Below are 13464 nucleotides of genomic sequence, written 5' to 3' on the forward strand. Positions count from 1 at the left end.
AAAGATAGATTGCTGAATAGTAATGGGGAGAATCAATATGCGAATCACAAATATCAGAATCAACGGCATCGAGAATCCAGTGGGATTTCTTTATGAGCAGCTGATGTGTTCCTGGAATGTCAGGGAAACAAAGAGTAAGAGGCAGACCAACGCTGTGATTGAAGTGAGCACACGGAGCGATTTTCAGGAAATCGTGTATAAAAAGGAAGGGGCAGATTTAGATCAGAGTGGTGAGAGGCTGGATATCAAATTGCAGCCGCGGACCACCTATTTCTACCGTATCACAATAACCGGTGATGCAGGGGACAGAGCAGTGAGTGAGACCTGCACCTTTGAGACCGGAAAGATGCAGGAAGAATGGAAGGCTGACTGGATCAGCCCGGCTAATGAGGATACATTCCACCCGGTGATGACAAAGACCTTTTCTCTCTTAAAAAAAGTCAGGCGGGCCAGATTATATGCCACAGGCGTGGGATTATTTGAAGCATATCTCAATGGGAAAAAATTGGGGGAAGAGTATCTGGCGCCTTATTTAAATCAATATGAGAAAAATATCCAGGTCCTGACATTTCCTTTAGAGGACAAGTTACGGGGCAGTCAGTTTCAGGAGGGGACGAACACACTGGAAATCCTTCTCGGAAAGGGCTGGTACATGGGAACCTTCGGACTGGAAATGCAGAAGGAAAACTATGGGAACCGTATGGCCGCCATTGCGGAACTGCATGTGGATTATGAGGATGGGACTCACGAGTGCATCTATACAGACGAGAGCTGGGAATATTACGGCTCTGATATCAAGGACTCCGGTATTTATTTGGGAGAGATCCTTGATCATACCCTTTGGGACGGCAAGGAGAATCCCAAACGTCCGGCAGTAGTATTAAGTTCTCCAAAAGAGTGCGGGGGGACCAGGAATCTTTTGAAGGCACATCTGATGGATCGGATCAGCCTTCCGGTGCTTGCAAAGGAACAGATCCCGGTGCAGGAGATCCTGCAGACTCCCGCAGGCGAAACCGTTCTGGATATGGGACAGAATTTCGCCGGATATCTGGAATTTCAAGCCGACTTCGCAAGGGGAACGAGGATCGTGCTTGATTTCGGGGAGATTCTTCAGAAGGGAAATTTCTATAACCAGAATTACCGCGAAGCAAAATCTCAGTTCGTGTATGTGTCAGGGGGGACACCGGAAACAGTGCGGGTACATTTTACCTTTTTTGGATTCCGCTATGTCCGCGTACAGGGATGGCCGGGAATATGTAAAAAGGAAGACTTTACAGGCCGGGTCTTATATTCTGATCTCCGCAGGACGGGGTATATCACCACTGGAAATGAGAAGATCAACAGGCTTTATAAGAACACGGTATGGGGACTTAAATCTAATTTTATCGACATGCCGACGGACTGTCCGCAGAGAAGTGAGCGTCTGGGATGGACCGGTGATGCACAGGTTTTCGCACCGACAGCAAGCTACCATATGGATACCCGTGCATTTTTCCACAAATTTGTAAAAGACCTTCGGGATGAACAGCTTACCTTAAATGGCGGCGTTCCTAATTACCTGCCCAATATCGGACATAAGGAGGATGTGGGAAGCGTCTGGGGAGATATTGCCACATTCCTTCCCAATACGCTGTATACCTATTATGGAGATCTCGGGGAGATGGAGTACTGTTATCCATTGATGAAGGACTGGGTGGATTACATTGACAGAAAAGATGCCCAAAGAGAACAGAAACAGTATCTTTTTAACTTCGGATTCCATTTCGGGGACTGGCTGGCGCTGGATGGACCGACACCTACCAGCTTCAAGGGAAGCACGGATGATGATTATATCGCCTCTGTTTATTATTACCGCTCCACGCAGATCGTAAGAGAGATGGCGCAGCGGCTGGGAAAACAGGAGGATGCCGCTTACTATAGAGAGTTAGAGGAAAAGATCTCACAGGCAGTCCTGAAAGAATTCTTTACACCGACAGGACGTCTGGCAGTAGATACCCAGGCCGCCTACGTGACCGCACTGAAATTCGGGTTATACATAGACCGTGAAAAATTGATCCAGCAGTTTCGCTTACGGTTAAAGAAGGACTGTGGACAGATTAAATGCGGTTTTGTGGGAGCACCGCTTTTATGTACCGTTTTGGCAGAGGCAGGCCTTTATGAGACGGCATATGATTTTCTGTTGAAGGAGGGCTTCCCAAGCTGGCTGTACAGTGTCGATCTGGGGGCGACCACTATCTGGGAGCGGTGGAATTCCGTCCTGCCGGACGGGACGATCAGTGATACAGGGATGAATTCCCTGAACCATTATGCATATGGGTCTGTGATGGAGTTCGTCTATGCATATGCGGCAGGAATCCGCCCGTTAGAACCCGGGTTTAAGCGGGCCCTTATTGCACCTCACCCGGATATCAGGCTGGGTAAGCTGGAATGCCTTTATGATTCTGTGAACGGATTATATGCCAGCAGCTGGAAGATCGGGGAAGACGGAAAACTGACAGTACATGTGGAGATCCCATTTGGCTGTGAGGCAGAAGCAGAGCTTCCGGGATTCCCGGATGGAAAACAGATCCTGTCAGCAGGAACATATGATTTTGTATATCAGCCTTTACATGACCTGCGCAGACCGTATCATAAGGGAACCACTCTGAGCCGGATCGCGCAGGATAAAAGAGCGCTGGAAGTCATTGGGAAATACGCCCCTGTGATTGCAGGAATCGCAGCCTCCGGTGACCCTGAGATGGGGGCGAATACCCTGGAAGAACTCCTGGGGATGGGATATCTTCCGTTTGAGCCCGAAAAGCTGAGACAGGCCATTGAAGAACTCAGTGAATTGGAAGTAACCGGGGAAGAATAGAATATGAAGGAGAAAACTGTGAAAGCATTTATTTTTGATTTAGACGGAGTCATTGTATTTACAGATCAATTCCACTATCAGGCGTGGAAGAAGATGGCAGACGCGCTGGGAATTTATTTTGATGAAGTGATCAATAACCGGCTAAGAGGAGTGAGCCGGGCCGAAAGCCTGGAGATCATTCTTGAGAAGTATGAAGGAGAGCCACTATCTGTTGAGAAGAAGGCAGAGCTGATGGAGGAAAAAAATACCACATATCGGGAACTTCTGGCCACAATGACACCTGCGGATGTGACTGATGAGGTGAGAGAAACCCTGGAAAAGCTCCGCAAAAAGGGATACAGGCTGGCGATCGGTTCGTCCAGCAGGAATGCAGGATTTATTCTGGAGAGAGTCGGACTTTTGAATGCATTTGATGCTATTTCTGATGGAAACAACATCACACATTCTAAACCGGACCCGGAAGTATTTACTAAGGCAGCAGAATTCCTGGGGGAAAACCCGAAAGACTGTGTGGTCGTGGAGGATGCCTGTGCGGGGATCGATGCGGCGAAGGCAGCAGGAATGACAGCAGTGGGAATGGGAGATGCCGCAGGATATGAGAAGGCTGATCATAAGATACAGACATTCAGTGAACTGCTCCGTATTTTATAGAGTCAGTGGATATTGATCTATAAAACTTTCATAGGGACTCTTTGAAGATGTCGTTTATGCCCCTGGGAGTTGTCATGAAAATGCATTGTAAAAAGGTAGTAATACTTTAAAATAAGATATAGATGCGGCTGATAAGCGCCGGGAAAGGCAGGAAATGAATATGTTGACAGAAGTAATAAAATTGTATCCAGACCGGGAAGACGTGACACTGACAACCTATGTGATAGCAGAAAAAGGGGAGCTCCATGCCCAGGGAGAACGTCCGGCGGTTTTAATCTGTCCGGGAGGCGGTTATTTTAACTGCTCAGACAGGGAGGCGGAGCCTGTGGCACTAAAATTTGCATCCATGGGATATCATGCATTTGTACTCAGATATTCCACTTATGATGAGGGAAAGAACCAGTTCCCTGATCTGTCCAGGCCGATCGAGCCAAAGGAGAAGACAAAACATCCGGCTCCTGTACGCGACATTGGGAAAGCCATGCTGTATATCCGGGAACATGCACAGGAGTGGGCCGTTGATATGAAACGGGTTGCAGTTTGCGGTTTTTCGGCAGGGGCTCATAATTCGGCGATGTATTCTGTGTGCTGGAACACTCCGCTTCTTACAGATTTTTTCAAAGTGGATGCAGAAATGCTGCGTCCGGCGGCTGTGATCCTGGGATACACATTGAGTGATTATATTTTTATGAGCGGTGTAAAGAAAAATGAGATGGACGCGGCATTTTTTGCAGCCTCCAACACTGCATTTTTAGGCGAACCAGATCCGTCGGAAGAAAGGTTAAGAGAAGTTAGCCCGGCATTAAACGTGACGGAGAATACTCCTCCTACGTTCCTGTGGGCAACGGCGGCAGACGGGCTGGTTCCGGTACAGCACAGCCTTCGCATGGCACATGCACTGGCGGATCATAAGGTGCCATTTGAAATTCATATCTTTGAAGAGGGTGACCATGGACTCAGTGTTTCCACCCAGGCTTCCGCTTTATCCAGGAACATGATCGATCAGGATGCAGAGAAATGGGTTCGTCTGGCAGAGTGCTGGCTTGCAAAGCGGTTCACACTTAATCTGCCGGAGAAGACCGAGTTTGAGATTATGCTGGAAAAGGGACAGCTTTAAGAGTTTTTGGGCAGGAATATTTCATGTGAGTTTAACACGGTATATTGATTTACGAAAGATGGATTCCTTAAAATCTTCTTGATTTTGTGCTTCTATCAGAGTATGATAATGAGATACTTTTGGATAGTCGATAGAAACTAGGAATATAATGGTCAAAGATATTTAAGGATGTGATTTCAGATGTTTAAAAAAACGATTTTGTACCTGTTGAAGCCGCTGTCTTTTCTGCCTGCAATTATTATGATGTATGTCATCTTTACCTTCTCCGCACAGACCGGGACGGACTCAGGCAATTTGAGCTATACGGTCAGCCATAAGATCGTAACCTTTGGAAATATTGTGCTGCAGAAGGGGATGGAGGACTGGGAGATCGATGAGAAAGCCTATGAGATTGAATACCCGGTCAGAAAGCTTGCCCATATGACGGAGTATTTCGTTCTGGCAGTTACGGTTTCCCTGCCGTTTTACGTCTATGGACTGAGAGGGATCTGGCTGATGCTGGTGGCGGGGCTGATCTGTGTGGGATTTGCCTGCGGGGACGAGTATCACCAGTCCTTTGTGGACGGCAGGGGGCCGTCGATTAGGGACGTAGGGATCGACAGTATCGGTGTCTTCTTCGGGATCATGACGGTGCGGATCTGCTGTTGGACGGTACTTGCTCCGGCCAGGATGATGGAGCGCAGCAGGCGCAGATGGGAAAAGAAGCGTGCGAAGCTAAGAGCACGCGAACGTGAGATGCAGCGGCGGCATAGAAAGCGCAGCAGCTGGGATGAGTATTAAAAAGATAGAATATCCCCGTAAGAGTTTGTTTGTATTTTGAGACAGATTCTTACGGGGATTTTTTCTTGTAAATTTTTGTCGTATAAAAATTTTTTATGCTGTGATATAATAATCGAAAAGTATTCTCTGATAAAGTGAAACGAATGAAAAAGAGGAGTAAGTAATATGAGCATTAAAGGTTATAAGTGCCCATCCTGTGGGGGAAATCTAGTATTTAACAGCGATACACAGAAGCTGCAGTGCCCATCCTGTGGAAATGAGATCGATATGGATGAAATCCAGCAGTGTGCAGAGGTTGTAGAATCATCAGATGAACAGGAGGATACAAATGAAGGGAAGAAAGATTCCCAGGAAGACCCAAAGGAGTGGGAAGTAAAAGAGGTTGACGGAAAGGTCATCTATACCTGTCCGTCCTGCGGCGGAGAGGTAGAAGCTGACCAGACTACGGCGGCTACAAAATGTCCCTATTGTGACAGTCCTTTAATCCTGCCGGGACAGGTATCAGGAGAATTTAGACCAGATTTAATCATACCTTTTCAGTTGGATGACAAGGATGCAAAAGAGGCATATCAGAAGTTCTGTAAAGGAAAGAGGCTTCTGCCAAAGATGTTTCAGTCAGATCAGAGACTGAAAGAAATAAAGGGGATTTATGTTCCGTTCTGGCTGTACAACTGCAAGGTGGAAGGGTCCATGAAGTTTGATGCGCAAAAGACGAAAACGTGGAGAGACAGTGATTATGAGTATACAAAGACAGATTTCTATCTGGTCACCAGATATGGCGAGGTTTATTTTGAACATGTACCGGTAGATGGTTCCGCTGAGATGGCTGATGAATACATGGAATCGATCGAGCCTTTTGAAATAGACCAGGCAGTACCGTTTCAGGAAGGTTATCTGTCAGGCTATGAAGCGATAAAATATGATCAGAGCAGAGGCGAGTGCTGGGACCGGGCAGAGAAGCGGATAGATACAACATTTGCAGACGTCCTGCGTAATTCTGTGAATACATACCAGTATAGTTCTATATCTTCAAAAGGTTTTACTGCTTCCTACAGTAATATAATTGTAAAGTATGTATTGATGCCAGTATGGGTATTAAATGTAAAGTATAAAGACAAGATGTACCATTTTGCAATGAATGGACAGACGGGTAAAATGACAGGAATACTGCCCATAGACTGGAAACTGTTCTGGAAATATACATTGGGTATATTTGCCGGAAGCAGTCTGATCACATACATACTTATGCTGATTTTCTTGTTATAAATGATGAGATTTTGTCAGGAAACATTGAGACTATATATGATAGAAGAGGGATAGAGAATGAAAAAAATACAGTTTGTGGCAGCGGTGTTTTGCCTATTTCTGGTAAACGTAATGCCAGTTTCAGCATATGATGCAGCGAGTCTGCCGAAAGTGGTTGATAATGCAGGACTTTTAACAGTTGCAGAAGAGGCGGAGCTGACAGAGAAGATAAATAGTATCAGCGAAAAATATCAGATGGATGTAGTTCTGTATACGCAAAGTAAGAAACAGGATGCGGATATCCAGAACGAAGCAGATTTGCTGTTTGACAACAACGGATACGGAATTGGGGCTACCAAAGATGGGATGCTGTTTTTACTTAGTATGCAGGAACGGGAATGGGCTATTTCGACACACGGAAAGACCATTGACATGTTTACAACCTATGAATTGAATAAGATGGGGCAGGACTCGGCACAAAATTATTTTTCAAAAGGATTGTACAAGGATGGATTTAACAATTTTCTGAGTACTCTTGGTGGAACAATTGACAGAGAAGAAGGATTAGCCGAGCAAGGCAACGCAGAAGCGAATTCGGAAGCAAACGCAGAGGCAAATCCAGAAGCAAATGCAGCTGGAAATGTAGATGCAGCAGATGAAGATACAGCTAAAACAGATCAGAATGCGAAGGATCAGACCCAAGACAGCAGTGCAGCTTCCGCAGAAGAACAGGAGCAGGAGGAAGAGTACGAAGACGAGGAGAAGACGCCTGTAGATTACATTATTCCGGCGCTGATATGTGGATTGATCATTACGCTGATCATTATGTGGAGAATGAAGAAAAAGATGAAGACAGCGTATGCTCAGGATAATGCGGATGTGTATAAAAGTAAAGATATAGCGACCAAGATTTATAAAAATGAAGAGTATTTGACAAGCAGGACTACAAAGAAACGCCTGGAGAAAAATGAGCCAAAGAAAAGTGGCAGCCAGGGCGGGACACATACCAGCTCAAATGGGGAAAGACATGGTGGGGCCAGCGGTAAGTTTTAACATAGGTACCAAGATGTACTTTATTTTTAATCAGGAGGTTACTAGATATGGGATTATTGAAAGCAGGAATCGGAGCGGCATCGGGGGTACTTGAAGATCAATGGAGAGAGTATTTTTACTGTGAATCTATGGAAGATGGTGTTATTGCTGCCAAGGGAAGAAAACGCACATCCAGGAGAAGCTCCAATAAACGCGGGGATGAGAATATTATCAGTAACGGTGCTATCATTGCAGTAAATGAAGGACAGTGTATGATCATAGTCGATCAGGGCGAGATCGTAGCGTTCTCGTCAGAACCGGGAGAATTTGTATGGGACAATTCAACGGAACCTACGATTTTCAGAGGTGGGTTTGAAGCAGGGGTGGCAGAAGCCTTCGAGACATTTAAAAAGCGTTTTACATTTGGGGGAGATACGGGAAAGGATCAGAGGATTTACTTTTTTAATACAAAAGAACTTATGGGAAACAAATACGGAACCCCGCATCCGGTGCCGTTTCGGGTAATCGACCAGAATATAGGGCTGGATATGGATATTGCGATCCGTTGTTTTGGGGAGTATTCATACCGTCTGAGTAATCCGATCCTGTTCTACAAAAATGTCTGCGGAAACGTGGAAACAGAATTTTATACAGCTGATCTGGACAGCCAGTTAAAAAGTGAGCTGCTGAGCTCTCTACAGCCTGCATTTGCCCGAATTTCAGAGATGGGGATCCGCTACAGTTCACTGCCTGGGCACACTGTGGAGTTGACGGATGCGCTGAAAGAAATCCTGTCAGATAAGTGGAATGGCATAAGAGGGATTGAGATCGTATCTATTGCAATCAGCAGTATCCGTGCATCTGAAAAGGATGAGGAATATATCAAAGAACTGCAGAGAACAGCGGTTTTCAAAAATCCGACTATGGCAGCGGCGTATTTATCAAATGCCCAGGGGGCGGCTATGCAGTCGGCGGCAAAGAACGAGAATGCAGGCCCGTCCATGGCGTTTATGGGGATGAACATGGCAGCGAATATGGGAGGTATGAATGCCCAGGAGCTCTATCAGATGGGACAGCAGCAACAAAATGCTCAACATCAGATGAGCCAGGCTGGTTGTCAGTCAGCAGCTGGGTGGGACTGCAGATGTGGAGCTATGGGGAATACAGGAAAATTCTGTATAGAATGCGGAGCTCAAAGGCCAATATCGGCAGAGGGATGGAGTTGTTCCTGCGGGGCAGTGAATAAAGGAAAGTTCTGTACAGAGTGCGGAGCGAAGAAACCGGCAGGAGTACCTCAGTACCGCTGCGATAAATGCGGCTGGGAACCGAAGAACATGACGAATCCGCCTAAGTTCTGCCCGGAGTGCGGAGATCCATTCGATGATGGCGATATTTTATAGGTATAGAGACTCTGTAATACGATCCCTTCGGGGATGGTGAAGAGTAATTTTTATCCCAAGCGGGAAGCATAAATATTTAAGCTTCCTGTTTGGGATTTTTTTATAACAATAAAAATTCCTGACTAAAATCTGGATATTTGAGGCAGAATATACAAAGCCGGATCAATGAGTTCAGAATAGTAGTTTGGCAGAATGTTTTATTCTCCATGGATCGGAAAGATCAGGTGACCATATTTTACGCTGCTACATATGTAAGGAGGAGAAAAGATGGAACTGATAAAACTGTCAGGTATTTTGATCGTTATCATAGGATTTGCACTGAGGCTGGACTCGATCCTGATCATTTTGATCGCTGCGATCGTTACGGCGGCAGCAGGGAATCTGGGGGCAGTGGGGCTTTTGGAGACACTGGGAAACAGCTTTATCTCCAACCGGAACATGGCAATCTTCATTTTAATCATGCTGGTCACAGGAACTCTGGAACGTAACGGCTTAAAACACGCTGCCGCAGAATTGATCGGGAAGATCAGGAATGCCTCTGCCGGTGCTGTGATCGGTGCGTACGGGATCATGCGCGGGCTGTTCGCAGCGTTCAACGTCAGCTTTGGCGGGGTGGCGGGATTTGTGAGACCTATTGTCATGCCTATGGCCTCCGGTGCGATTGAAGCCAGGGGAAATGAACCGGATGAGGCCCATGTAGAGCAGCTCAAAGGAATGGCATCGGGTATGGAAAATATTGCCTGGTTCTTCTGTCAGGTCCTGTTCGTGGGAAACTCCGGTGCGCTTCTGGTGAAATCTACTCTGGAGACCCTGGGATATCATGTGGAACTGATCCAATTGGCAAAGGTAGCGATTCCTGTGGCGGTCTTTGCACTCACAGTAGGAACTGTTTATTATTTTTTAAAGGACAGAAAATTATCTAAGAAGTACTACCAGGATAAAAAGGGATATCAAAGCCCAACAAAATAAAAGGGAGGCGCCTTATGTCTTATTTTACCAGTCCTGATATTACGTTAGGGGCAAAGCTTCTGGAAATTATTTATTTTGTGATGGGAGCGGTCACATTATATACCGGTATTAAGAATGCTGCAGACAGGGAGAATCCCTCCCGCATCGGAACAGCGGTCTTCTGGTGTTCCTTAGGGATCGTGCTGGCCTTCGGCAGGTTCATCCCTCCGGCGGTAAATGGCGTTCTTATTATTATAATGACCCTTCCGGCCATCTTTAAAAAGGTGAAGATCGGAAAAATCGAGACCGTCCCGGAGGAAACGATACAAAGGATGTCTGAAAAGATCGGGATGAAGATTTTTGCCCCGGCTCTTGCGATCGGGCTCTCAGCGATTATCTTTGCCATTTTCCTCCCCAGCCTGGGTGCGATGGTAGGAGTTGGGGCAGGCATTATTTTCTCTATCATCATTCTTATGTTTTTGTCCAGGGAAAATAAGCCGATCGTTTTTCTAAGAGATTCGGAACGGCTGCTCTCCACAGTAGGGCCGCTTAGTATGCTGCCGATGCTGCTTGCCAGCCTGGGAGCGGTTTTTACAGAAGCCGGAGTTGGGAAAGTGATCGCAGATCTGGTGGAGAGGGTCGTGCCAAAGGGAAATGTGAGCCTGGGAATCGTCATTTTTGCAGTGGGTATGGTCCTGTTTACCATGATCATGGGAAATGCATTTGCGGCGATCACTGTGATGACAGTCGGGATCGGTGCACCGTTTGCGTTTCAATATGGGGCAGATCCGGCCGTAGTGGGAATGCTGGCATTGACCTGTGGTTTCTGCGGGACCTTATGCACCCCGATGGCTGCCAACTTTAATATCGTCCCGGTTGCCATGCTGGATATGAAGGATCGTATGGGTGTGATCAAAAATCAGTTACTCCCGGCGATTCTGATCCTGGGATTCCAGATCCTATATATGCTGCTGGCCGGGAAGTAATTTGGTGTAAAGTGAAAGTGGTGTGGAATGAAAGAATACAGTAAAGTGGAGCGTGGAGCTATGATCGTGATCCGGGACTGGCTCAGGCTGAAGCCATGGGAAAAGCTTTTGATCGTAACGAGTGAAAATCACCTGCCGGAGGCGGAGGTGCTCAGACGCTGTGCACATAAACAGTCAAAATCAGTCGATCTGATGGTGGTTGAGAAGAGAGGAAAGCATGTTGGTGTATTTTTTGACAGGCATGAAGATGTATTTGACGGTTACCATGCGGTCATCGGTGCCACGGATTATTCGCTGGTGACAACAAAAGCGGCAAAAAGGGCCATAAAACAAAGATCTAAGTTCTTATCCCTGCCCCTGTCAACGAATAATGGCAGGTCCATGCTTTCATATCGTTTTATGATGATGGATACGAAGAAGAGTAAAATGATGGCCGGAATCATCATGAAGTACCTGAATGCTTCCTCTTTTATCCATGTCCGTACAGAGCTGGGAACAGATCTAAAGCTATATAAAAGGAACCGGCGGGCCGGTTTTTTTAATGGCGTTGTAAAGGATGGAAATGGATTTTCATCCGCCAGCATTGAGGTATATGTGCCCATCGAGGAAACAAAGACGGAAGGAATCCTTGTACCGGACGGTTCTCTGGGGTATATTGGAAGGGTAGAAAAACCATTTCACATCTATCTGGAAAAAGGACGGATCAAGGAGATCGAAATGACACCAGAAGGGGAACGGCTTAAGGAATATATGTCAGATTTTCATGACCCGGGGATCTATGTAGCTTCTGAACTTGGGATCGGCCTGAATTCTTATGCGAAATGCAGGGGAAATTCTTATATAGAAGACGAATCCGCTTATGGTACCTTTCATATCGGAGTCGGGAGAAATATCGCGCTTGGCGGTGTACATGAGGCAAACGGTCATTTTGACATTGTGGCAGGAAGGCCGGATATCTATGCGGATAACCGCAGGATCATAGAGCGGGGGAAGATCATCATCCCGGAACCGGAAATTTTTTGAGTCATCCCTATCAAGAAAACCACAAAGCTGATTTGGAATATGCGTTTTGGCGAAGCAGAGCGTGTGCAGTATAAAAGGAGGATATTATGAAAGTTTTAATCACAGGATTTGACCCATTTGGCGGTGCAGATATCAATCCCGCATATGAGGCGGTAAAGCTTCTGCCGGATAGTATAGATGGCGCAGAAATTATTAAGATGGAGATCCCGACGGTTTTTAAAAAGGAGGGAGAGATCCTTGAGAAAGGGATTCTGGAACATAGGCCGGACATCGTTATCTGTGTAGGGCAGGCAGGAGGCCGCTCATCCATTACCGTTGAGAAGACAGCGATCAATCTGATGGAGGCCAGGATTCCTGACAATGAAGGGAAACAGCCCCTTGACAGTCCGGTTTGTGAGGACGGGGAGAATGCATATTTTGCAAAGCTTCCCGTAAAGGCTATGGTTCATGAGATAAGATCTCATGGTATCCCCGCAAAAATATCCTACACAGCAGGAACCTTTGTATGTAACGATGTCATGTACCGCCTGCTTTATATGATCGATAAAAAATATCCGGGGATGAAAGGCGGCTTCATCCATGTGCCCTATCTGCCGGAACAGGTGATCGACCTTCCCGAGGGGACTCCCAGCATGTCGGCGCAGATGATCGCAGATGCGCTGCTGTATGCAGCAGAGGCTGCCATGAAATATGACGAAGATATCCGGGTGGTCACGGGAGAGACGCATTAAGATCCGGAAGCTGCGCGGAAGAATCTTCCTTGAAAAAAACAGGCAGGAATCCCGTTTTCGGTTTTCCTGCCTTTAGATTCTATTGATGTGCAGCCATGCTGGAATTATACTGAGATATTTTATCTTCTCATGCTCTTCATCACATTCTTTACGACTTCCTGGCGCATTCCCTCATCCGGGTCAGAAGACGCCTTATGGTCGGCGTATCTTGCTGCCACATAGAGGTAGTCGGACAGTCGGTTCATATACTGCATTGCTTTGGAATCGGCCCCGTAATTCTGTGCTACCTTCCTGAAACGGCGTTCCGCCCTTCTGGCTACGGCCCTGGCCACATCCAGTCTTGCGGACTGTTCGCATCCGCCGTAGAGAACAAATTCCTTAGCGCGCGGGAAGGAATCCTCCAGACGGTCGATCTCTTCTTCCAGGGCCAGGATCTCTTCCTTGGTAAAACGATAGTCAAGATTGCGCGGATCTGCAATTCCTGCCATCATCTGCATCAGTTCCTTTTGAATCCTGGAAAGACGGTCACTCAAAGATTGGTCAGCGATCACCTTGGCAAGCCCGATATTACTGCTTAATTCGTCGATCGTACCAAGCAGTTCAATCCGGTCATCGGACTTGGAGACACTGATTCCGTTCATGAGGGAGGTCTTTCCTGAGTCCCCATTCTTTGTGTAAATCTTCATAGTCATCTCCC

General features: G+C 46.6%; 12 protein-coding genes. 11 read left to right on the top strand and 1 reads right to left on the bottom strand.

The genetic code is table 11. From position 1 onward, the window contains the following. Window positions 1-37: 37 nt before the first annotated feature. The 11 genes from AC4OGX_RS12645 to pcp all read left to right on the top strand — a co-directional run bounded on the left by AC4OGX_RS12645 (window position 38) and on the right by pcp (window position 12767). Entirely contained in the window at window positions 38-2854 is a 2817-nt protein-coding gene (locus AC4OGX_RS12645) for an alpha-L-rhamnosidase (protein ID WP_493330905.1), read from the top strand. 3 nt (window positions 2855-2857) lie between these two features. Continuing rightward, window positions 2858-3505: a beta-phosphoglucomutase gene (gene pgmB / locus AC4OGX_RS12650; protein WP_493330907.1), complete on the top strand. Its 648-nt coding sequence runs from the start codon at window positions 2858-2860 to the stop codon at window positions 3503-3505. 160 nt (window positions 3506-3665) lie between these two features. Beyond that, complete coding sequence (locus tag AC4OGX_RS12655; RefSeq protein WP_493330909.1) at window positions 3666-4622, top strand: alpha/beta hydrolase; 957 nt, start codon at window positions 3666-3668, stop codon at window positions 4620-4622. A 180-nt stretch (window positions 4623-4802) separates the two neighbouring features. Next, entirely contained in the window at window positions 4803-5402 is a 600-nt protein-coding gene (locus tag AC4OGX_RS12660) for a VanZ family protein (RefSeq protein WP_493330910.1), read from the top strand. Between the two features lie 165 nt (window positions 5403-5567). Then, the gene (locus AC4OGX_RS12665; RefSeq protein ID WP_493330912.1) at window positions 5568-6668 is read left to right on the top strand and encodes a TFIIB-type zinc ribbon-containing protein; all 1101 of its coding nucleotides are present in this window, start codon (window positions 5568-5570) and stop codon (window positions 6666-6668) included. Between the two features lie 57 nt (window positions 6669-6725). Beyond that, the gene (locus AC4OGX_RS12670; RefSeq protein WP_493330914.1) at window positions 6726-7700 is read left to right on the top strand and encodes a TPM domain-containing protein; all 975 of its coding nucleotides are present in this window, start codon (window positions 6726-6728) and stop codon (window positions 7698-7700) included. 47 nt (window positions 7701-7747) lie between these two features. Continuing rightward, entirely contained in the window at window positions 7748-9079 is a 1332-nt protein-coding gene (locus AC4OGX_RS12675; protein ID WP_493330916.1) for an SPFH domain-containing protein, read from the top strand. 267 nt (window positions 9080-9346) lie between these two features. Continuing rightward, window positions 9347-10048: a DUF969 domain-containing protein gene (locus AC4OGX_RS12680; protein ID WP_493330917.1), complete on the top strand. Its 702-nt coding sequence runs from the start codon at window positions 9347-9349 to the stop codon at window positions 10046-10048. A gap of 14 nt (window positions 10049-10062) precedes the next feature. Next, the gene (locus tag AC4OGX_RS12685; protein ID WP_493330919.1) at window positions 10063-11013 is read left to right on the top strand and encodes a DUF979 domain-containing protein; all 951 of its coding nucleotides are present in this window, start codon (window positions 10063-10065) and stop codon (window positions 11011-11013) included. A gap of 27 nt (window positions 11014-11040) precedes the next feature. Further along, a complete protein-coding gene (locus AC4OGX_RS12690; RefSeq protein WP_493330921.1) occupies window positions 11041-12036 on the top strand; it encodes a 2,5-dihydroxypyridine 5,6-dioxygenase NicX family protein in 996 nt (331 codons plus the stop codon). 86 nt (window positions 12037-12122) lie between these two features. Beyond that, the gene (gene pcp, locus AC4OGX_RS12695) at window positions 12123-12767 is read left to right on the top strand and encodes a pyroglutamyl-peptidase I (RefSeq protein WP_493330922.1); all 645 of its coding nucleotides are present in this window, start codon (window positions 12123-12125) and stop codon (window positions 12765-12767) included. A gap of 119 nt (window positions 12768-12886) precedes the next feature. Here pcp and AC4OGX_RS12700 read toward each other — a convergent pair whose 3' ends face one another. After that, the gene (locus tag AC4OGX_RS12700; RefSeq protein ID WP_493330923.1) at window positions 12887-13453 is read right to left on the bottom strand and encodes a cob(I)yrinic acid a,c-diamide adenosyltransferase; all 567 of its coding nucleotides are present in this window, start codon (window positions 13451-13453) and stop codon (window positions 12887-12889) included. Window positions 13454-13464: the final 11 nt, after the last annotated feature.

The organism is Faecalicatena sp. (assembly GCF_058819085.1).